This window comes from Pseudothermotoga sp., from assembly GCA_025060105.1.
Classification (GTDB): domain Bacteria; phylum Thermotogota; class Thermotogae; order Thermotogales; family DSM-5069; genus Pseudothermotoga_A.
This window is the reverse complement of the sequence record JANXCS010000011.1, coordinates 13,055-35,176: the sequence shown is the minus strand read 5'-3', so window position 1 is coordinate 35,176 and position 22,122 is coordinate 13,055. Positions and strand designations below refer to the sequence as shown.

General features: G+C 44.8%; 21 protein-coding genes. 10 read left to right on the top strand and 11 right to left on the bottom strand.

The window, feature by feature from the left end:
* The first annotated feature begins 36 nt into the window (after window positions 1–36).
* The 10 genes from NZ875_09175 to NZ875_09130 are packed head-to-tail and all read left to right on the top strand — an operon-like array spanning window position 37 to window position 9,730.
* The gene (locus tag NZ875_09175) at window positions 37–540 is read left to right on the top strand and encodes a DUF6512 family protein (GenBank protein MCS7175907.1); all 504 of its coding nucleotides are present in this window, start codon (window positions 37–39) and stop codon (window positions 538–540) included.
* A gap of 48 nt (window positions 541–588) precedes the next feature.
* Window positions 589–2,340, top strand: coding sequence for an aspartate--tRNA ligase (gene aspS / locus NZ875_09170; protein MCS7175906.1), 1,752 nt, complete (start codon window positions 589–591; stop codon window positions 2,338–2,340).
* Window positions 2,337–2,669 carry an STAS domain-containing protein gene (locus tag NZ875_09165; protein MCS7175905.1) on the top strand — a complete coding sequence of 111 codons (333 nt, stop codon included), beginning with the start codon at window positions 2,337–2,339 and terminating at the stop codon, window positions 2,667–2,669. Before aspS ends, NZ875_09165 begins: the two co-directional genes overlap by 4 nt.
* A 1-nt stretch (window position 2,670) precedes the next feature.
* The gene (cmk, locus tag NZ875_09160) at window positions 2,671–3,345 is read left to right on the top strand and encodes a (d)CMP kinase (protein ID MCS7175904.1); all 675 of its coding nucleotides are present in this window, start codon (window positions 2,671–2,673) and stop codon (window positions 3,343–3,345) included.
* Window positions 3,326–4,186, top strand: coding sequence for a 4-hydroxy-3-methylbut-2-enyl diphosphate reductase (gene ispH, locus NZ875_09155; GenBank protein ID MCS7175903.1), 861 nt, complete (start codon window positions 3,326–3,328; stop codon window positions 4,184–4,186). Before cmk ends, ispH begins: the two co-directional genes overlap by 20 nt.
* Entirely contained in the window at window positions 4,161–5,768 is a 1,608-nt protein-coding gene (locus NZ875_09150; GenBank protein MCS7175902.1) for a 30S ribosomal protein S1, read from the top strand. The genes ispH and NZ875_09150 overlap by 26 nt, the downstream gene beginning before the upstream one ends.
* 3 nt (window positions 5,769–5,771) lie before the next feature.
* On the top strand, window positions 5,772–7,079 hold the full coding sequence (der, locus tag NZ875_09145; GenBank protein ID MCS7175901.1) for a ribosome biogenesis GTPase Der: 1,308 nt from the start codon (window positions 5,772–5,774) through the stop codon (window positions 7,077–7,079).
* 4 nt (window positions 7,080–7,083) lie between these two features.
* Window positions 7,084–7,683 (top strand): glycerol-3-phosphate 1-O-acyltransferase PlsY, encoded by a 600-nt coding sequence (gene plsY, locus NZ875_09140; protein ID MCS7175900.1) that lies wholly within the window; start codon window positions 7,084–7,086, stop codon window positions 7,681–7,683.
* The gene (locus NZ875_09135) at window positions 7,680–9,278 is read left to right on the top strand and encodes a hypothetical protein (GenBank protein MCS7175899.1); all 1,599 of its coding nucleotides are present in this window, start codon (window positions 7,680–7,682) and stop codon (window positions 9,276–9,278) included. Before plsY ends, NZ875_09135 begins: the two co-directional genes overlap by 4 nt.
* The gene (locus tag NZ875_09130) at window positions 9,275–9,730 is read left to right on the top strand and encodes a tetratricopeptide repeat protein (GenBank protein ID MCS7175898.1); all 456 of its coding nucleotides are present in this window, start codon (window positions 9,275–9,277) and stop codon (window positions 9,728–9,730) included. Before NZ875_09135 ends, NZ875_09130 begins: the two co-directional genes overlap by 4 nt.
* Here NZ875_09130 and NZ875_09125 read toward each other — a convergent pair whose 3' ends face one another.
* The 11 genes from NZ875_09125 to NZ875_09075 form a co-directional block, all read right to left on the bottom strand.
* Window positions 9,731–10,315, bottom strand: a complete 585-nt coding sequence (locus NZ875_09125; GenBank protein ID MCS7175897.1) for a sigma-70 family RNA polymerase sigma factor — start codon at window positions 10,313–10,315, stop codon at window positions 9,731–9,733.
* Window positions 10,316–10,361: 46 nt separating this feature from the next.
* Window positions 10,362–11,159: an HAD-IIA family hydrolase gene (locus NZ875_09120; protein MCS7175896.1), complete on the bottom strand. Its 798-nt coding sequence runs from the start codon at window positions 11,157–11,159 to the stop codon at window positions 10,362–10,364.
* Between the two features lie 158 nt (window positions 11,160–11,317).
* On the bottom strand, window positions 11,318–12,622 hold the full coding sequence (locus NZ875_09115) for a glycosyltransferase family 4 protein (protein ID MCS7175895.1): 1,305 nt from the start codon (window positions 12,620–12,622) through the stop codon (window positions 11,318–11,320).
* The gene (locus NZ875_09110; GenBank protein ID MCS7175894.1) at window positions 12,619–13,446 is read right to left on the bottom strand and encodes a MurR/RpiR family transcriptional regulator; all 828 of its coding nucleotides are present in this window, start codon (window positions 13,444–13,446) and stop codon (window positions 12,619–12,621) included. Before NZ875_09110 ends, NZ875_09115 begins: the two co-directional genes overlap by 4 nt.
* Window positions 13,436–14,632, bottom strand: a complete 1,197-nt coding sequence (locus NZ875_09105) for a glycosyltransferase (protein ID MCS7175893.1) — start codon at window positions 14,630–14,632, stop codon at window positions 13,436–13,438. Before NZ875_09105 ends, NZ875_09110 begins: the two co-directional genes overlap by 11 nt.
* On the bottom strand, window positions 14,629–17,151 hold the full coding sequence (locus tag NZ875_09100) for an alpha-mannosidase (GenBank protein ID MCS7175892.1): 2,523 nt from the start codon (window positions 17,149–17,151) through the stop codon (window positions 14,629–14,631). The genes NZ875_09105 and NZ875_09100 overlap by 4 nt, the downstream gene beginning before the upstream one ends.
* Window positions 17,148–18,221, bottom strand: a complete 1,074-nt coding sequence (locus NZ875_09095) for an ABC transporter ATP-binding protein (GenBank protein MCS7175891.1) — start codon at window positions 18,219–18,221, stop codon at window positions 17,148–17,150. The genes NZ875_09100 and NZ875_09095 overlap by 4 nt, the downstream gene beginning before the upstream one ends.
* An 8-nt stretch (window positions 18,222–18,229) precedes the next feature.
* Entirely contained in the window at window positions 18,230–19,024 is a 795-nt protein-coding gene (locus NZ875_09090; GenBank protein ID MCS7175890.1) for a carbohydrate ABC transporter permease, read from the bottom strand.
* Window positions 19,024–19,845 carry a sugar ABC transporter permease gene (locus NZ875_09085; GenBank protein ID MCS7175889.1) on the bottom strand — a complete coding sequence of 274 codons (822 nt, stop codon included), beginning with the start codon at window positions 19,843–19,845 and terminating at the stop codon, window positions 19,024–19,026. The genes NZ875_09090 and NZ875_09085 overlap by 1 nt, the downstream gene beginning before the upstream one ends.
* An 85-nt stretch (window positions 19,846–19,930) precedes the next feature.
* Entirely contained in the window at window positions 19,931–21,193 is a 1,263-nt protein-coding gene (locus NZ875_09080) for an ABC transporter substrate-binding protein (GenBank protein MCS7175888.1), read from the bottom strand.
* Window positions 21,194–21,423: 230 nt separating this feature from the next.
* A complete protein-coding gene (locus tag NZ875_09075; protein MCS7175887.1) occupies window positions 21,424–22,059 on the bottom strand; it encodes a class II glutamine amidotransferase in 636 nt (211 codons plus the stop codon).
* Between the last annotated feature and the right edge of the window lie 63 nt (window positions 22,060–22,122).

Here is a 22,122-nt window from a genome sequence, read left to right as displayed (position 1 = left end):
CAAAAAATGATAGAATTCACCAGGAGGTGCCAGTTTGTGAAAACTTTTCTGAAAATTCTGATCTACACAGTGTTGTTCTCGATCCTGCACTTCGGTTATGAACTTACTGGTTGGCCCCTTTTAAAACCTTTCTGTGGAACGGACGAATCTGTTTTTGAACATCTCAAGATGGGTTTTTGGGCTTATCTGTTTGCAAGTACGATAGAATTCTTCATCCTCAAAAAACGTAGTGATTTTTGGCCTTCTAGACTCTTCGCAACCACATTGGTACCCTGGTTTATACTGATAGTTTGGTACTTGGTTCCAGCACTCTTCGGAAGGATCGAAAGTTTAACGATCGAACTGATTTGGGCGTTCGCCGTGGTGATCATTTCTGGAATTTTTGGAAGAGTGATCGAAAAAGAGTTGGATCAGTTGAACGCCTCTAAGAATTTCAGAACGATTGTGTCGATTCTCTTGATCGTTTCGATTCTTTTCTTCGTGCGGTTTTCCTTCTCAAAACCTTGGATAGATGTGTTCGTCGATCCGTACATCTTGTAAGACTTTGCTGTATTATTTTTCTAAGAGGCAATACTGGGAGGTTGATTTATGCTGAGGACACACACGTGTGGAGAACTCAGACTCAGTGATGTGGGCAAAAAGGTGGTGCTCTCTGGGTGGGTGGACAGGGTTAGAGACCTGGGTGGGGTGAAGTTCATCATGCTCAGGGACAGATACGGTCAGACACAAGTTGTGCTTTCGAAAGATTTCGATGTGGAGCTGAAAAGAGAAGCCGTAGTGCGTGTGGAAGGCACAGTGAAGGCTCGACCTGAAGATACCGTGAACAGAGAACTTCCCACGGGAGAGATAGAGTTGATCGCCGAACGCATAGAGATTCTTTCCTCACCCGAAAAAGAACTTCCATTCTATCCCGGAGAAACGACCTTGCCCAGCGAAGAAGTGAGGCTCAAATACCGTTACATAGACTTGAGAAGGAAAGAAATGATGGACAGGATCATCACCAGACACAAAGTGGCTCAAGCGGTGAGACAGTATTTAAGTTCGCAAGGTTTCGTCGAAGTGGAAACACCTTTCTTGACCAAGAGTACCCCCGAAGGTGCGAGAGATTTTCTGGTACCCTCGAGACTCAAGCCAGGTACTTTCTACGCACTCCCCCAGTCTCCACAGCTGTTCAAGCAGTTGCTCATGGTGGGAGGATTAGATCGATACTTTCAGATCGTTCGATGTTTCAGGGACGAAGATCTCAGAGCAGACAGACAACCTGAATTCACCCAGATAGACATAGAGATGTCTTTTGTGACCAGAGAAGACGTGTTACAAACGGTTGAGGGTTTGGTCCGCCACGTCTTCAAACAGGTTTTGAACGTTGAATTACCTGAGAATTTCGATAGATTGAGCTACGATCATTGCATGAACACTTACGGTTCAGATAAACCAGACAGAAGGATCGGTATGCAGTTCTTCGATGTGACCGAAGTTTTCAAAAGAACCGATTACAACATCGTGAGAAACATCATCGACACTGGGGGTGTCGTCAAAGGCTTCGTGGTTAAGAATTTCGCCTCCAAGATGAGTAGAAAAATCGCCGAAGAGTTTGAAGCGATCGTCAAGAAGAATGGACCAGGTGGTATTCTGTGGTTCGCCTTGGAGGACGAAATTAAAGGTAGCGCCCTGAAGCATTTGAAAGACATCTATGGGGAAGTCGCAAAACAAACCTCAATGAACCAAGGCGATGTCTGTTTGATGGTCGCTGGAAAGTTGAGTGAAGTGAACGTGGCACTGGGCGAGCTGAGAAAGACCATCGGCGATGGTCATCTTTCTCATCTGAAAGTTGGTTTCGACGTGTTCTGGGTCTTGGACTTTCCGATGTTCGAATACAGTGAGGAAGAAGGCAGATTCGTCGCTCAACATCATCCTTTCACGATGCCGAACTTGGAAGATCTATCAAAATACAAAGATGAAGATCTCTCCAAGATAAGGGCACAATCTTACGATCTGGTCATCAACGGTTATGAGATCGGTTCTGGAAGCATAAGGATACACGATAGGAGTTTACAGAGAGAGATTTTCAGGCTCATGCAGTTGACGGAAGAAGAAATCAGAATCAAGTTCGGTTTTCTTTTGGAAGCCTTCCAGTACGGTGCGCCTCCTCACGGTGGCATCGCGCTCGGTTTGGACCGTTTGGTTGCTATAATCTGTAATGTCCCGTCGATTAGAGACGTGATAGCCTTCCCAAAGACTGCGAGCGGTGTGTGCCCATTGACGGGTGCACCAGACGTAGTGAGTGAGAGGCAACTCAGGGAGTTGAAAATAAAAATAACTGGAGGGAATGGTACATGATCGAAGCGAACGTTAAGTTTGAAGAGCATTCCGACAAGCTGTTGTGCAGAATCAACGGTGATTTCGACGCGTACCACTCTGCAGAGATCAAAAAGCTGATAAAGGAGAAGATGGACGGTTCAAAGGCAAGTAAGATCGTGATAGACATGTCAAACGTTCCATACGTGGACAGTGCTGGTTTGGGTGCCATGGTGGCCGTGCTCAAGGACACGAGGAACCTTGGAAAAGAACTGATCTTGATGGGACTCAGACAGAACGTCAAGAGAATCTTTGAAATGACTCGTTTGGACAAAGTTTTCAAGATCGTTGACGTTTTGGAGGAAGCTTGAGTTGGGGAGTTTTCTGATCGCTATAGATGGTCCTGCAGGTTCTGGAAAGTCTACGATAGCAAGACTTTTAGCAGAAAAGCTTGGATTCAACCATCTAGACACTGGAGCTATGTATCGTGCCGTGTCGATCTATTTGCATTCGAAAGGTTTCAAGCCCGGAGATGACCTTCACGATGTACTCGAGAGTATAGAAATAGAATACATCGATGGCCAAATCTACCTCAACGGAAAGAAGGTCCAAGAAGAGGACATCAGATCCGCGAAGGCTGGTCAGCTCGCTTCGAGTTTCGCCACCTTACCGGAAGTCAGGAACAAATTGACCCAGCTTCAGAGGAAAATCTGCGAAAAGGGAAACTTCGTCGTTGAGGGTAGGGATATAGGTACCGTGGTTCTGCCGCACGCGCAAGTGAAGATATTCCTCACAGCTTCGTTCGAAGAGAGAGTCAAACGGAGGCTCAAAGAACTCAAACAAAAAGGAATCGAACTTTCCTTCGAAGAAGTGGCCAAGCAAATAGAAGAACGCGATCAGAGGGATTCTTCCAGAGATCTTGCCCCACTGAGACCCGCTGAGGATGCTGTGATCATCGACACGACTTGTAAGAGTATAGCGCAGGTGCTCGAGGAAGCTTTGGAGGTAGTGAACAGGAGGAAAACAGATGAAGCTGTGCGTTGCTGAAAACATTGGCTTTTGCTTCGGTGTAGAACGAGCACTCGAGATCGTACAGGAATGTTTGAAGACCGAGCGCAGTGTGTACACTCTCGGTGAGATCGTACACAACAAGAACGTGGTTGAAAGATTGAAACGTCAAGGGCTGAAGATCTTTCGCGAGAACGAACCTGTCCCAAAGGATGCGAAAGATTCTGTTCTCATCGTGAGAGCCCACGGCGTGGCTCCGAAAGTTCTGAACGAACTTGAAAAAAATTTCAAGAGAGTGATAGATGCGACTTGTCCGATCGTTCTAAAACTGTTCGATAAAGCCAAGCGGGCGAAGGAAGAAAGTTACGTTGTGGTCGTCTTCGGCGATGAAAACCACGATGAGATGAAGGCACTGAAAGGATATGTAGAAGATGCCATCGTTACTGAAACCGCTATCCCTTTGAAAGATAGAGTGTGCGTGCTTTCGCAAACTACCATGTCGTTGGAAGATTTTCTCGACTTTGGTGCAGAATTACTCAAATCATCTGAACCAAGGGAGTTTTTACTTTTGAACACTGTCTGTGAGATCACCCATAAACGTGAAATCGAGGTCAGAAATATGGCGAGGGAATGTGATTTGATCGTCGTCGTTGGAGGAAAAAACAGTTCGAACACCAAGAAGTTAGCGAAAATCGCCTCCAAAATGACGAAGGTTTTGCACGTCGAGAGTGCTTCTGAGATTATCGACATCGATTTCAAAAATTTCAAAAAGATCGGTGTGACGGCCGGTACGTCCACACCTTTAGAGGACGTGAAAACGGTCGTTGAGAAAATCCAACTGGGAGGTAGATTGTATGAAGGAGAACACGAGTATGAATGATTTTGAGAGATATCTGGATTTCGCCGAACTTGGTCCAGGGCAAGTGGTGGAAGCTGTGGTCACGGCGGTCGATCCGGCCGAGGGTCTGTCCGTCGATTTTGGAGGTAAGCAGGAAGGCAGAATCCAGCCATCGGAGCTTGTGAGAGAACCTTCAAGCTACAGAGTCGGTGAAAAGATCAGGGTACAAATACTCAAGATAAACGACGAGGAAGGCTATGCCATGCTCTCCGAATTGAGGCCTTACAGAAGGAGTGCAGAAAAGCTGTTGAGAGAGGCAAAGGAATCTGGTACACCAGTGAAGGGATATTTCGTTCAGCAAGTGTCTGGTGGTTACATAGTTCGATTGTTCAACGTGTTCGACGCGTTCTTGCCGGGTTCCGAATCTTTACTCAGGCGAGAAGCCGAACTGCCCCAGGGAGAACACGAATTTCTGGTGATCGACTATGTACCTGGTAGACGTGGCAGGATCGTTGTGTCTCGTAAGGCATTGGTCGAGCGGCAAATCCAATCGTTCTTCAGTTCACACACTGTGGGTGACATCGTCGAAGTGAAGGTGGAACGGGTGAAGGCTTCCGGTGCCACAGTGAAGATAGGTCCACTCACGGCCACACTACCACGCGAGGAAGTTTCCCATGATCCTTCCGTTTCCATATACGATGCGCTCAAAGAAGGAGAGACCATCAAAGTCAAGATCACAAAACTGGATCCCAATCAGCGCTCGATCGAGGTCAGCCTCAAAGCGCTCGAACCGGATCCTTGGCAGATGGCGGTCGAAAAGTACAAAGTCGGCACGATCGTTCAAGGGACTGTGAAGAATATCGCACCTTTCGGTGTCTTTGTGAACCTCGAGCCTGGCTTGGACGGTTTGATACACATCTCCGAGATCTTCTGGGGTAACAAGAAGGTCGATCTGAAGAAATTCTTCAAACCAGGCCAACTCATTCAAGCTGAGGTGATAGAGATCGATCCAGAAAAACACAGACTCGCTCTCAGCTACAAGAGGGCACAGGGCGACCCTTGGGATGGTATCACCGAACGCTACAGAGAAGGCGACATTGTGAACGGAGTTGTGCTCAAAGTTCTACCGACAGGATTGATAGTCGAAATCGAAGATGGTGTGACCGGTTTGGTACCAAAATCGGAGTTGGCTTGGAATAAAGTGAACGATCCGACCGAGCTGTTCAGAGAAAAACAGAGAATAAAAGTGAAGATCCTATCGATAGATGCTCAAAACAGAAAGATGAGACTCAGCGTAAAGCAAACGATGCCGGATCCTTGGGAAAAGATCGTCGAGAGCGTCAAGGAAGGCGGTGCCGTGGTGGCGAAAGTCAGGGCAAAATTGAACTCAGGCTACGTGTTGGAATTGAAACAGTACCAAGTTGAAGCGTTCATGCCATCCACCCACGCATCTGAGGAGCTCAAGGAGGGGGCCGAAATAGAAGTGCTCGTACTCAGATTGATACCAGAACGCAGAAAGATCCTCGTGAGTCAAAAAAAGTTGGAAGAAATGAGAGATTATGAAGAATACAAAAAGAAGATGGGAGGTTCTCAAAAGACTCTGGGAGATCTTTTGAAGAAATGAACCATGGCCAAGGTGGTCATCGCGGGAAAAACGAACGTGGGTAAATCGACCCTCTTCAACAGACTCATAGGTAGAAGGAAAGCGATCACCGAAAAAGAAGAAGGCGTCACCAGAGACACCCTCAAAGGTACCGTGGTCTATGGTGACGCTGCTTTCTTGCTGTACGATACATGCGGTGTGTACGAAAAAACCGACGATGGGATGCTTCAATCAATGAAGGAAAGAGCGTTGAAAGCTTTTGAGGAAGCCGATCTAGTGTTGTTCGTCGTCGATGCGAGAGGTGGCATCACTTCAGAGGACGAGTACGTGGCCCAGGTGTTGAGAAAGTTGGGAAAAAAGGTCATACTGGTCGTCAACAAAACTGAGAACATGAAAATCGTTCAGGAAAATCTGCCAGACATTTTCAAACTAGGTTTCGATGATTTCGTAATGGTCTCCGCTCAACATGGTTTGAATGTGGATCAACTACTCGACAAGATCGTGGACACTTTGAAACAAATGAATGTTCCTCTAGACCAAATTCAAAAAGATGCGACCTATCCTTCCATCGCCATCGTTGGTAAACCGAATGTGGGGAAATCTTCCATCTTCAACGCAATTCTCGGTGAAGATCGCGTCAATGTCACCCCGATCCCAGGAACCACCAGAGATCCAGTGGACGAACTGGTAGAAATAGACGGAAAAAAGTACATGTTCATAGACACGGCAGGTTTGAGACGAAAGAGCAGAATCGAGAAGAAGAGCTTGGAATATTTCAGTGTCAAACGCGCCATAGACACGATCGAGTCTGCAGACGTGGTGGTATTACTCTTAGACGCTGTAGAGGGTGTGTCACGTCAAGATAAAAGGATCGCAGGCCTCGCGCTCGATCGCGGTAAAGCGTTAGTGATCGACGTGAACAAATTCGATCTGGTCGATTCGAAGATGTCCGATTATGAACGCATGGTCAGAGCGGAAATGCCGTTCGCAAGTTTTTGCAGAGTTGTGTTCACTAGTGCCATTAAAAGGCAAGGTTTGAAACAGCTTCTCGACGCGATAGACGAAGCTTACAGCTCCTACTGTAGGAAGGCCGAGCAGACGAAACTGAACAGGTTGTTGGTACAACTTCCCATACTCGCACCGAGTCTTGGGAGTGTAAAAGTTTATTCCATCAAGCAAGTGAAGATCAAACCACCGAAGTTCGTGATCACAGTGAACAGAGAAGAGGATATCAAAGAAGAAGCGAAGAGGATGTTTCAAAGGCTCATAAGAGAGAGAATAGATCCTTTCACAGGTTCACCGATCTTTCTTGAATTCAAACCACGGAGGTGAAACCTTGGAGTACGTTCTAACGGCGGTGGTTTGTTATCTGTGCGGTGCGGTCCCGTTCAGCTATCTTCTACCGAAGTTGAAGAAAGTGGATGTCAGAAAGATCGGTAGTGGAAACGTTGGGGGTACCAACGCGTTGAGGGCCGCAGGGCCAGTCATAGGTTTTTCTTGCATGGTGCTGGACGCGCTGAAAACGTTCATACCCGTTTTGATATTCGCCCAGATTTATCAGTACAACAAGATATTCATCGGGATAGCAGCCATCAGTGCCGTTCTTGGACACGACTTTCCTGTCTTTTTGAAATTCAAAGGCGGTAAGGGCGTGGCGAGCACCTGTGGGGTATTCTTCGCACTCTGTCCTGTTTGCGGTTTCGTCTTCCTCGCAAGCTGGCTCGCACTGACGATCCTCACCAAGTACGTCTCTGTGGCATCGATCGTGAGTTTGTTTTTAGCTTCAGCCGTCGCTTTGTTCTTCGACCGCAACATCGCTGTTCTGTTCTTCTTGTTGGCCACACTCTCAACGCTCAGGCATTCAGACAACATAGAGAGGTTGATGCACGGAAAAGAGAGAAAAACGGATCTCATCGCCATGGTGAAGAAGAAATGAAATCGATCCTGCTCTTTTTATTGTTACTCACATCGATTTGCTTCGCCATCACGAACGAAGAAGAAGCCAGGATTCTGTTTGCGCGCGCGCTGGAAGCTTGGTACGGCGGTGATGTGTTGACCGCCAGAGAAAATATGTCCAAAGCACTCTCTGGCCTCATTTACATCACGGACATCCCTGAATTCTGGTTTTTCACTTCGAAATTAGACATAGACATCGGTGCGGTAGAGAAGGCCCTGGAAGATCTGAAAACCATACTGGTCATAGCCCCAACCAAGGACGAGGCAGTTTCCCTCGTGAAAGAAATAGAAACCTTCAGTATGCCTCTGGCTGAATCGACACCGACCCTTTCGCAAGAAGTGTTGAGGATAGACGGATTCAAAAACGGTGTAGAGTATTTTTATTCTCCGATCTCTCCTATCGCATTGGGACGCAACATTTATATTGCAGATAAGATCAACGGTCGCTTGATCGAGTACGGTACGTCAGGATACACCGTCTACAAACTCGGTTTCAAGCCAGAAAGTATGGTCTCTCACGCTTTCAAACAGATCTACATCGCAGGTGAAGACAAACTGGCCGTTTTCGACCCAGCGAATGGAAAAACCCAGATCATCCATTCAGGATTCATCAGGCCGATCTTGGCAGGTTTCGACCGGCTCGGAAGGCTCTGGGGGGCAGACGTGGACAGAATATTCTGTTTCGAATCTGGAAAACTCAAATTCTTCGATCTCGACGAGTTCTACTCGATTCAGGACATAGAAGTCGGTTTGAAAGGCATCTGGATCTTGGACATTTTCAAAAACAGGATTGTGCTTTTAGATTTCAATTTGAAGAAGATCTTGGAAATGCCCGCGTACGGTGCTTGGTGTTTCGAACTGACGGTCTTCGATGAACCCTTCGTTCTCAAAGACAACGCGATCTTTTTGATCAGCAAAGACAATCTCATTGAAGTTGGAAAATTTTCAGAACACTACATCACGATGGAATACAACTACCCTTTCTTGATCACGGCGGACTTTAAAGCCCACAGTGTTCACATCTTTCCCTTCAAAGGTAAAGAGCCTCTCGTGGTGAAGATAGATTCACTCAGTTTCGAACAAGACAAAGCAGTCCTATCGGTACGCGTTGAAAACATCTTTGCAGATCCAATTCCAATAATCGGAGAAATGGTGCAAGTGCGCGAAGGTGGTGGACCCGTTTTCTTCGAACTCAGCTTGGGTCATAGAGCCGTCGCTTGGTCGAACGTGGAGAAAGATTCCTTCAAGAAAGTTTTACCGACGTTGAAGCGTAGTGGTAGTTACGCCGTCGTTCTGAAAGACACCAAAGAATTGAAGCGGACTGACGTGGTGAGCTTGAGAGGAAAGAACGTGCGCATCTTCATTCCAGATGTACCCAACGAAGAGGTTCTTCTGAGCGGAGGTTTTGGCTATTTTAAATCGAACTTTGAAATGTTCCAACCCGTGTGGAACGTTAGATTCACCAGAACCAGGCCTATCCCATCGGACATCGTGCCCGTGAAATTCGAAGTGAGGCTGGCACAAGAGATCTTCTCCGACACAGTGTACTACACGAAAGGTATGCTGCAAAAATGATCGAAGAAATCTTCGAGAAAGCCTTGCGAGCGAGTAAGGAAAACAGATTGGAAGAAGCTGAAAATCTTTACAAGGAATGTCTGAAGATTCACCAGACTCCAGAGGTTTGGAACAACCTTGGGAATGTCTATGCTCGCATGGAGAGGTACGCCGAAGCGATAGAATGTTACAGAAGATCCATAGACTGTGATCCCACCTTCACGATCGCCCACACGAACTTAGCCTCGCTACTCATCAATTTGGAAAGGTTTGCAGAAGCGAGGTTAGTCCTGCTGAGCTTGTTGAACAAAGAGCAACCAAACGAACAGACCTTAGCGATGTTGATCGTTTGCGATCTGGCTTTGAACAATTTAGCAGAAGCGGTGAGCTTATACAAGAAAAACGCTTCAGAAGCTTTGAACAAAGAACTATCGGAGTACGGTGTGTTAGAAAAATTGCTCGAATTGAGTTGATCATCCTTCGCTGAAAAAGCTGTTCAGCAAAGCAGGATCTATCTTCTCTTTCACGATCCTTCTGACTTTCTGTATCGTGTTGTCCACCTTCTTGAAGTTCACGTTCAACGTCGTTTGGATCTCTTCGTAACTGAATCCGTCGAGCCACATTTGAAATATGTCAGCCTCAAGTTCATTCAGGAAATTTTTCACACGTTCGATGATCATCTCTCCAAGCGCATTTCGAGCGGTAGATCTGACTGTGTCTTCAAAAGAATAACCAGTTTCTTCCGAATCTTCCGATGAGGCGAGTAAATCCATGCTCACCGCATCCGTGAGGAGTTTGTTCTTCTTTCTGTTCAAAAAAGTGAGAAAAGATTTCAGTTCCGATTCCACGTTCCTCCACGCGAACGAAGTGAAACCACTCTTGTCCGGTTGATAATAATAAACTGCCTTGATGAGTCCCACCAACGCACTTTGAACCATGTCTTCGAATTCGGCCCAAGGTGCATAGTATTTTGAACAGATCCTGCAGACCATAGGATAATAGCGCTCCACTATGAGCTCGAGCGCTTCTTTCAATCCCGCTTGCGCGAGGCTGACCAATTCTTCATTCTTCTTCGCCCTGAGCCTGTACTTGATTGACAGAACATCAACCTCTCTTGAGCATTTTAGCTAAAACTTCGATGTTTTCAACCACTAAGTGTGGTTTGGTTTGACTGTTCTGCAGATGTTCCAGTTGTGTTTCGCCACTCAACACGAGGATCGCCATTGCCCCAGAACGGAGCGCGAATTCCATGTCTGTGTAGAGTCTATCACCCACCATGGCTATCTTGTGAGGCGGTAAGGAAAATCTTTTGGAAATCATCTGCATCATCAGCTGGTTGGGCTTACCCACGATGTGATCTGGTGTTCTTCCTGTAGAACGTTCTATCAACGCGATGATCGAACCAGCGTCAGGTAAGGGACCTTCTTCAGAAGGACAGTTTATGTCAGGATGCGTTGCGATGTAAGGTAAACCTTTTCTGAGAAGTAAACAAGCTTTCGCGAGCTTTTCGTAAGTGAGTTCCGTATCGTAACCGAGCACCACCATCTGTGGTTCTTTCTCATCGATCGTATGACCATAGGATTTCATCGTTTCTGCCAACGCTTTAGTGCCGACCAAAAAAAGCTTTGATTGACCGTATCGTTCCAACAAAAACATGGCGGTCGCTTCGGCGGAACTGAACACACAAGATTCGTTCACGTCCACACCCAACCGTTTGAGCTTTTCAACGTACTGCGCAGGCCCTTTCGAAGAATTGTTGGTGAGAAACATGAACTTCTTCTTTAAAGATTTCACAATTTCGAGAAACTCCAAAGCTCCAGGAATGAGCTTATCTCCAAGATAGAACGTACCGTCCATATCCAGCAAAAACAGCTCTATGTCAGAAAGTTCCAAAACTGCCACCTCCTATTGCCAAACAAAAAAGCAGGGCTTTTGCCCTGCTAGGATATATTATATCACAATCAGAAATTTTTGTCAATATCCCTTTTCAGCTTTCATTATTATTGTACCACAAGTTCTGTCGAATGCAACTTCAAAAACACCGATTCGAATAAAGAAGATCAACCTGTTGAAAGACCAAGCCGATTGAAGAGGAATGTCAAGTATTGCTGAAGCTTTTCGAGCGAAAGATGTTTCTTTCCTATTTGAAAATTTTTCTCCACGACTTTTGACAATTCTTCTGGATGAGAGAGCAACCATTTCAGCTTTTCAGCAGCCTTTTCAATTTTTGCTTGATCGATCTTGTACAGACTTTCATTTTCATCGTAGTGAATCTCGTCTCCAAGTGAGATGAAATCGAATCCTAATGGAGCGATATCACTCTTGAAGACTGGATATTCAAAAACAACGAGTGGCTTTTTTGAAAAAACAGCTTCTATCAGCTGATTACCCCAGCCTTCAAGTGCGGAAGTATAAGTGATGGCATCCGCCACAGCATACATGTCCCACAACGAGTAATACTTCTTTTCACCCAGAAATCTTTCGGCTCGGACTATGTCGAACACAAAATGAGTAGTATAAGGCATCTTTTTGGCTTTCTCAACGATCTTTCGGTAGTACTCCTGCGACTCTTGCTCAGGAAACCCTGCCAATAAAAAATGAACCTTTCTTTCACTCAATTTGCAAAAACATTCCACAAAGTCCAAGGCCAACTCTATTGCCTTTCTTTGAACGATCCTAGTTGCATGCAGAATCACGATGTCTCCATCACTTATACCCAACGACGGCCGTAGATCTTTGTTGTACTCATCTATCTTCCACAAAGGTTGATCAAAGTCAAAAATGTTGGGCACTACGAGTGATTCGATACCCTTGCGTCTAAAAAGCTCTTTCTGCGCCAGAGTGTTTATGGTGATGTGGAAAAAGTTCTCACCCTTCGGAGGAAAATATCTGTTGAGAATTTTAACTACGAACTCGCTCTGGGGCCTTGAATACCTTTCTCTCTCCCAGTAAAAATCGTGATGATGACCAACTACTTTGATGTTCCTACTTTTCGCGTACTCACTGATGGCAACTGCTGCGGCCAAGTTGAACCCAAGCGAGAGGATGTTGTTCACTATCAAAATATCCAGTGGCGGAACTTTTCGTTCCAACTCTTCCTCGATTCGGCGAACATAATCTTTGAAAACTTTCAAGAACGTTTCGTCACTGACCAACAATTTTTCGAAAGCGTTTCTGTGTATCCAAATGTTTGTAGGATCGTTCATGGCTAGTGTGGGAATCTCGACTCCACTAATTTGGCTGAACTCTCCCGCGACGTAAAGGACCTCGTGTCCCATCCTCTCTAAAACTGTTTTCCATTTTTCCATTTCGAGTGAAACGCCGTCTGTAAAACCCACTCTGAAGTGTAACAGTGCTATCTTCATTTTTCCTTCTCCTCGTATCTTTTCGGTTTGAGAACTTCCGAAAGCCCGTTGAGATGTTCTTCTTTCTCCGCATAAGTTTTCCTGAGCACCGTTCGAAAGAGTATCTCCACGACTGCAAGTTCACCCAAATTCCCTCTCAGAAATTCATGCCTTTCGAATCTCGCGACTGGACTGTAGAGAACCAAATCCGCTACCGAAGCAAGAGCTGAATTCATGCCAGCAGTTATGGCTATCGTCTTGGCACCGACATCCTTGGCTACTTGTGTCGACTTCACTGTGTCTCTTATGTTTCCGCTGTGGCTGACAGATATCACAAGATCTTTTTCGCACAAACTCGTTGCGATTATCACCTGAGCATGGGGATCGTTGTAGTAGAAAGATGGTAAACCTAGAAGTGACAGTAACAAACTTCCATACTCCGCAGCGACAGCTGAAAGGCCCACACCAAAAAATATCGTCTTCTGCGATTGTACGATCCATTCGGCAGCTTTCTCTACATCTTCTTTTTTGAGCGTAGAGGCCAAACGATCCACCAAAGATTTCATCTGCTCAATGCCTTCGTCAAAAGCATCCTTTGAGGTGGTCGGAAACACTTTGGCACCACTCGTCTGCCTGGTGAGTTCTATTTTGAAGGACTGATACCCATCAAACTTTAACTTTCTGATCAATCTGTATATGGTAGTCTCACTCACGCCGATGATTCTGGCGAACTCCGTTATTGAATAGTGTATGACATCGTCAGGTCTTTCGATGATGTAAGATGCAACTTTCTTTTCTGCGTCACTGAGTCTATCGTAGATACCAAGCAAACTGTCAAGTATCAAGAAACCATCTCCTTACAAACAGTTTTTTCCTTTTTAGAAATAGCTCCAACTGTTCATCGATGAGCTTTTCAGCTTCTATACTGTTCATTTCCTTTGTTTTCTCTACAAAATCTGCCACGCGTGCAAAATAGAACGGCAAAAGATCGAGAATTATTCGTTCGTCTCTTTCACTTTTATATCTTAATGCGAACTCGTAAACCACTTCGACCCAACTCTCCATATCCACAGTTCCGGTCCTAAGAACAGATTCAATTATTTCTCCACGTAAAGGCTTAATTTCTCTCAGTGAATCAAGCCTTTCTTGCAGAGCCGTTTTTGCCCTCTCTTTTAACCCCATCAGATCCACGACTATCTCTTCAACCTTTTGAGACGGTTGTTCACCGTAAACCTGTGTAGAAACCACATCAGTGATGTTTTTCCAACTGTCTTGATATCCAACCATCAACTCGAAGAGCGTTTGTACAACCTGTACGAACATACCTTGAAGATGTTTCCCAGGATCTTTCACGTCGTGTACTTTTGCACCCAATGCTGCTTGAATTGGTGGTTTGTCTGATTCAACGATGGCAGTGGTACTCATCCATATATCGATACCAAATCGAGCCACATGAGTTTGCCAAACGCTCGCAGGTTTGCTCAAATATGTATCTATGAGCCTCGCGCCCACTCCGAAATCTCCGCCGATGGGCTGGCGAATTTTCAACCCATAGAGTGCGGACGTGAGTGGATAACAAATATTGTTCGTAATGGTACCATCGTACTTGTGTCGAAGATACAGCGGTGTCACATAATCAGTTTTTGCTTCGAGTATTGGTACCGCGAGTCTTTCAATCCACCAAGGTTCAACACTCCTCAAATCTGAATCGAGCATTATGAAAACCTTCGCCTCGACTTTGTGTGCGATTTCGAACATCGCTCTCACTGCGCTACCTTTGCCAGGGATGCCCTTGTATTTGATAGATACTTTCGGCAAACCAAGCGTATCGCTGTTCAAAAAAGCTCCGGTAGTTCCATCCACAGAACCTCCGTCCGAGTTGACGATCAAGCCTTTCAAACCAAGATCCTTGATCCCTTTCGCAGCAGTTTGAGCAACGTAAGCTATGGTTGCTGCGTTGTTGAAACTCGGTATACCTACCACGACATCGAATTTTCCGAGATCTTGAGGTACATCGTTGTAATAGTTCATGTGCTTCCCTCCTTCACCAACTCAACTATGTAATCGTATATCCTTCTCTTTGCCCTCGCTCGGTTCAATCTCTTCATCATTTTTTTAGGGATCCTCCCTTTACACAAAGACGAACAAACCTTCAGTTCGAGTAGGGTCCTCCTTCTACCCAACAACGAGTGCTTCAAAAGATGGTACTTGACAGAGCTTCTCTTTTCCTTTTTCAAATCGTTCTCAAGAAGCGAAATTTCTTCCTTGATCTTTTCGATATTTTTTTCTATAAGATCAACAGCTTGCTTGGGATCATTTCTGGAGGAATATTTTGGAAAAGCTGGAAATCGGATGAATCTGACTTTCGCTTCTCCGTGAAGACCATGCTGCACTGTCTTGAGTGGTATTTCAGATATTTGACCCTCTTTCAGACCTCGAGTAATTTTCGAATAAGGATTGTACATGACAAGTTTACCGTCCACGACACAGACCCAAGGGAGTTCGCCGGAAAAAAGTTTTAAAGAGTCTTTCTTACCGTATCCATCCCTCACTGAAATCAAAATCGGTTGATCGTCGAATAGAGTGAACCATCTGAAGAATTCTTCCGAACAAACGTGCTGGTCCAGTTCACACACAGCCAGCTCGAACGTTAAAGTTCCTTCACACTTGGCATCTGGGATGTACATCAAAGGTCCCGCATCACCCGTACGACCCTTTACATCGGTTTTTGCGATCCATTCGACACTTCTGACAAGATCTATTTTCACATCTCCGCTCAAATCGACTTCGTACTGGTATGTACCCTTCGACATAACTGCAATCGTTTTTTCTTTAAAGAGCGCAACGAAACCTTGGAAAGGAAATTTTTTGATCGATCCGATCTCGCGCGCAGCGAGTAAGACTGAATTGAGTTTCCCCGCATCTCGATCGAGCAGATTTGTATCGACTCTCACCCGCTCAACCACGTCGAAAGGCATCTTGGCAAAGATTTTAGAATCTTTGTCGCCAGTCCTCGTCACAAAGCTCAAAATGTAGTTTTTACCATTGAGTTCTGCTTCGATCTGCCATTTAACGAGTGGGGAACCATCGAAGATGACTTTCTCTTTTGTCTTTATCAATATGCCCTCTGCTTCTAGACATCTCTCAACTAGAACAACTTTGTGCCTTTCACCAGCTCTTTCAGTCCTTATATTCAACAATCTGGAAGAAAAATTAACCTCTTCGGTATAAGTTGAATAGCTATCTCCGAGTTCTTTCTCAATTTTCAAAATACCTGTGAGCATGTTATTGAGTTTCAACGAGCCATCCTCGCAGAAGGACGCATCGTAATAATCGTTTTTGAAAGATAGGGTTTCATCCTCGATTGAACGATCGAGCTCTTTCAGTCTGAATATCCCAACACCTTTGCTTGAAAGTTTGTAACACCTTTTGCCATCGCAATGCCAATGGTCGTAGTTGAAAGGCGAAAAAGAGACTACGTATCGTCCATCTTCGAATTCAGCTGTGAGTGCTTTTATATTCTCGATGAACATTTTTTTGAGCTTCGTATACATCCTTGCGTAAGTTTTTTGCATATTCTTATTAACCAGATCTACACCAACGCCGCAAATGTTATCGTGAATCAGCGTCTTCAGATAAGTCCTGTGCAGTTCTTCGATTTCTTCACCCTTCAGGGAACTCAGAAGTTCTACGTATCTTAGTAGTTTTCCAATGACATAAGACTGCATCTTCAAATAGACCCGTGTCGAGAGGGTACCCGGAAAAGTGCAGGCGTACTTTCCACTGATCAGTTCACCATTGACTGTGGAAAGATCTGCAACTTTCGAAAAAGCTTGGTTCAAAAATTCCCCGGGCGTTGAGAGCGTCACACCATCCAACAGGTCCCTCGGATCTTCTGGATTGGTATCCAGATCGTACCCATCCAAGAGTGGTACCTCTCCACTGAGAGAAAAAATTTTCAGTTTTTCTATTTCGTGTTGTAATCTTCTTCTCGCGAGGTCTTTTGTGAAAGAAAGACCGTATAAGTTTCTGTATCCACCGACCAAAAAAATGCATTTGATTTGAGAGTGCTCCTTTGAGTTCCACACAAATTCAATAGAAGGTTTTTCTATCCCAACTCCGCGCCACAAAAAGGCTCCCTCGATGCCGTACTTTCTGAGCAATTGTGGAAGCTGAGATATGAAACCGAAATTGTCAACCATCCAAGCCACTTTTGCATTGCCACCGAGTTTGCTCATGTCTTTCCTGCCAATTTCGAAATTCTTGATAATGGCGATCTCCGGAGAGAGTCTGAAGTCTATCTGTGCGTAGAATGGACCTATCAAGAGATTGCCGGATTTTACAAGTTTTTTCACCTTTTCTTCTAACTCTGGTGCCTCGTTGAACAGATCTTCTATCAACAGCGTTTGGCCGTCGAGCACATAGGTATAATCTTTCTTCGTTTCGATCAGCTTGAAGAGTTTTTCAAACAATTCCCTTAGCCACTCGTTCGTGACAAAGGATGGAGCAAACCATTCCCTGTCCCAATGTGTGTGACATATGATTTTCACAGATCGATCCTCTCCTCCGTGAGAGGGTTGAAGAAATGAACCTGCTCAAAATCGATGTAAACTTTCATCTTCTCTCCCTCTCGAACGAGCAGATCGTAAGGTATCTTGACGACCAAATTTTTCTCTGAACTTATGGAGAGATGCACGATAGTTTCTGACATGAGTTTTTCGACAAAATAGACTGTCCCTGTGATTTGCACAGATCTCTCAGTTTTCTCAAGCTTGATGTGCTCTGGTCTCACACCCATTGTGATTGACTCTAAGTTTGGATCTTTTTTCAAAGATATCTTCACCCCGAAGTTCTCCGCATAAATTTCTGTGCCAGATGAGAGCACCTTCATCTGCAGAAAATTCATCTGCGGTGAACCAACAAAGCCTGCAACAAAGATTGTTCTTGGTCTTTTGTATATTTCTTCAGGAGTGCCATACTGAACTATCTTTCCAGCCTTCATAACGGCTATTTTGTCACCCATGGTCATTGCTTCGATCTGATCATGTGTCACGTAAATGGTCGTAACTCTCACCTGTTCGTGCAACTTTTTAAGTTCACTTCTCATTTTCACTCGCAATAGAGCATCCAGATTCGAGAGTGGTTCATCCATCAACAAAACCTTTGGCCTGTGCACAATCGCTCTGGCGACAGCGACTCTTTGTCTTTGACCTCCGGAAAGCTGTGCAGGGAATCTATCCAAAAGCTCGCTTATGTGGAGCAACTCTGAAACCCACTTAACTCTTTCTTCTATCTCCTTTTTTGGCACTTTCTTGAGCTTCAGTGGATAAGCTATGTTGTCTTTCACCCTCATATGTGGCCAAACGGCATAGCTTTGAAAAACCATTGCGACGTTTCGATCTTTCGGTGGCACATTGGTCATATCTTCATCGTCGAAGAAGATCTTTCCTTCGGTGAGATTTTCTAAACCAGAGATGCACCTCATCAAGGTCGTCTTTCCACATCCAGAAGGCCCGAGCAACACGACAAAGAGACCTTCTTCTATTGAAAGGTTTATCCCATCGAGCGCTTTGACATTCCCAAAGTATTTTTTCACGTTCTCAATGACCACTTTTGCCATCATATCACCTACTTCAAAGAAATTCCCCACATCGAGATCAAATACTTTCTTATGATGAATATGAACACCATGGCAGGTACAGCCATGATCGTTCCAGCAGCGAATTTGAAATAATCTGGTGAAGCCATCGCCGTGCTCAAAATGTGTGCCGGTAAAGTCCTGTTCGTTATAGCCAAAACCGAGGCTGCGAAGACTTCGTTCCACGACATGATGAAAGCGAAAATAGCAGAAGCTGCAAGTCCTGGTAAGGCAAGTGGCATCGTTATTCTGAGGAAAGCACCAAATCGAGTTAGTCCAAAAACCATACCAGCTTCCTCATATTCGACAAAAACACCAGAAAAGATACTCGAAGTTATGAGCACAACGAACGGTAGAACCATTGCCGCATGTGCCAAACCCACTCCGAAGGCTGTATCGGCTAGATTCAATCTCAAATATATCGTCACGAGTGAAACCGCTATGACCACGAGTGGTATAGAGCGAGTGAACAACATTACCAGCTTTATGAAATTCTTTCCACGAAACTTGTATCGAGTGAGCGCATAACCTGCGGGGATACCCAAAGCGAAAGAGATCGCGATAGCTATGAGAGCTACCTGTACACTGGTCAACATGGCCCTCCATCCACCGAGGTTAACTAGAAGTTTGCGCACGTGATCCAAAGTGAGCTTGGACGGAAAGATCGCATCCCATCTGTAAAAATCCGAAGAAGGCGTTAGAGAAGCTAAAAATATGAAGAACAATGGTCCCAAAAACCAAAGCGAGACAGCTGTGAAAGCCAGTACGTAGAAGAACTTCTTCATCATTCTACACCCTCTTCTAAATGTTTTGAACGAATGGTCCCTATGTAGAACCATCCGACGATGAACGTCAACAAGGCTATCACCAACGCGTAAGTGCTGGCGATGTTTCTGTTGTTTTGCAGAACATACCAATAATACGTTTCCCCGGCAAGGACTGTGATATCCCTTCCAGCCAAGAGCCATACCACACCGAAGATTTGAAATGCAAAAAGTGTTCTAATGAGCAACGCTGAAACGATCGAAGGTTTTAGCAAAGGCAATGTAATTTTGACGAACTTCTTCCAAGTTGAAAAACCGAAAACATCTGCGGCTTCTAAGTACTCTTGATTTATCGATTGTAATCCTGCAAGTAAAATCACAAACATCAAAGGAGTTGCTCGCCAAACTTCGGTCAGAACTATCACTAAAAATTCTCTAGATTTGAACCAATAACCAAAGAAATAAATGGGCCTCTCTATCCAATTCAAACTGAGCAGTATTTTGTTGAGATAACCATTCGGCGCGAATATGGAATAACTTATCAACGCGGCCGTGATATCGCTCAGAGCAAGCGGTGCTGCTATTATGTACAAAAGCGTTTTGTAACCTTTCCGTTTTTTGTTCACCAGCAAAGCTAGACCAACTGCAAAGACAAACTGAATCGGTATGACCACCATACCCAGGAGTAACGTGTTCAAAAAAGCGTTCTGAAAATCCTTTGAGAAAAATATATATCTGAAATTCTCGAACCAACCCTTTGGGTTGCTGAACGCAAGTTGAAAGGTACCAATTATTGGATAACCTATGAATAACAACAAATAAACAATGGCTGGAAGGATCAAAAAAAATGGGTATGAGATATCCTTTTTTCATACTGAACAACCACTCCCAGATGGAAGGCGGGTGGCGAAAACCACCCGCTTTGAATTAAAAGAGACTCGCATCTGGCTCTGGTAGTGGAGCTTTCACTTCTTTGAAGAGCTGCCTTACTTTTTCACCAAGCTCAACTATAACTTTTGCCGGATCTTCTCTGTTCAGAACGATTCTAGCGAACGCTTGACGATATGTTTCGTTGAATTCTCCGCCTTTCGCCCCGAGACCTGGAATGAAGCAAACTATAGAGTCAGCAGCGGAAGATTGATTCACAACGCCTTGTGCCAGGATCTTCAAACCACCTTCGGGTATTCGACCCAGAGCTTCTTGAACCACTGGGAAGAACCCTACGTTTTCAAGCACTGCAGTTTGAGCCTCTGGGCTTGTGAGGAAATCCATGACCTTGAGTGGTTCTGTCATGTCTGCCCCTTTTGGGATTGACAAACCTGCCAAGACGATGATGTATCCTCTACCCATTGGCCCACGAGGAACTGGAACCACCACGAAATCGTTGGGCTTTTCGATGATAGCCTGCTTGATCCTCGCCGTGTGGTCCCAAGCTATCATCACTTCACCTCTTAAAAGTGGCTGATCCATGTTGTCCCAAGTGGTGCAAGCCGGATGAACATATCTGAACAGTTCTCTCAAATAGTTCCACATATCGATAGCTTTCACACTATCGAATTTCACGGCTTGTGCACCCGTGTAGGAAGGATATATGTGACCGTGCAAAAATCTGTGCCACAATCCCCTTGGTCCTAGTGGAAAGCCAAGCTGCGGTTGTCTAGTTCTTTCTTGCAAATTTCTAGCCCACTCAAGTAATGTATCGTATGTCCATTTGTCAGTCCCGTTGATCACATCTTGCTGAGTCAAACCTCTTGGTAGATACTCGAAAGCTTTCTTGTTGATAGCCATCACAAAGGTTGCTTGCAACCACGGGATGAACACTTTACTTTTGCCAACGTACGTGTATTTTTCGAAAGTTGGTACGAAGGTCTTACCCTCGAACTTCACGTTTGAAAGATCTGTGAGAAAACCATTCGAACCCATCGTGTTGAGTCCACTTTGAAGATCCGCTATCAGGTTCAAAACAATCCTTCCTGCTTTTTGTTCCGCTTCAACTCTGTTGAGCAAATCGGTGTACTCAAAGTTCAAAAACTCGATCTCGATGCCAGATCTTTTGGAAAAATCAGCTAAAAATCTGATCATGAACTCGCGCTCAGCAGCAGGTGTCATCTGAGTAGAACCGAAATTGACCTTTGCAAAGGCGAAAACTGTGAAGACAACCAAGATCAAGCCAACCAACAACCTCTTCATACCAACACCCCCTCGTATAGGTGAAAATTTTTTTCATATTTGCATTTTCAGAGAAAACTTTCTACCATACTTTTACCACACGTTACTCGATGTGTCAATAGATTTAACACGGTTGAGGAGGAAGTGATTCTATGGGGTTCTAGGAAATCAACAAAAGGTAGGTTCTATTCCACCTTTTTCAGAATGAGAAACCTCAAAATGTGATCAATCTCCCCGATTAAAATACCACATCACTTCATGACTTTCCTTATTTTTCCATCCTTCACCACGATCAGGGTTCTGTTGTCTATAGGTTTGAAGCCCTCATGCATGGGTTCTGAACTCACGATGAAACCATCTACATCGTAATACCAGAGAGTGTAGTAATCTTTATTGTCACTGTAACCACAATAGACGATCAATTCGTCGTTGTTCACCATGAGAAAGTTCATGCCTGTGTGCTTGAAGCTTCTTGCCACTTCAGTGATTTTTCGAGCGAGATCCTCATGAGTTGAAAAGTCTTTGATCTTCATGAAATATGCGAAGGTGTCGCTTTCGATTGTCAACGTTGGAATGTCGTAGATAGTTCCATTGTGACAGAATGCCTTACCTTTGTTATCTATGAAAGGGTGAAGTTGTAAAAAGGTCACAGGTAAATGCTCCGATGCCTTCCTAGCATGGATGATTCCTATCTTTGCCTTGATGAATGGTAAGCTTTCTTCGTAAACAGGTTTGGGTGAGCGATGATAGATCAACGCATCACCTTCTAGCGCGTAAATACCCCAACCATGATTGTGTGGGGCATTTTTGCCTCTTTGAGCCATCCACTGAAGATGTCTAAAAAACGGGTTTACGTCCCGCGCCGTTTCGAAAGAAAATCCAATCATTCTACACACGCTCATCACCTTTCTCAAAAAAGAATTTCGAAAAATTTTCACCTGCACTTTTTT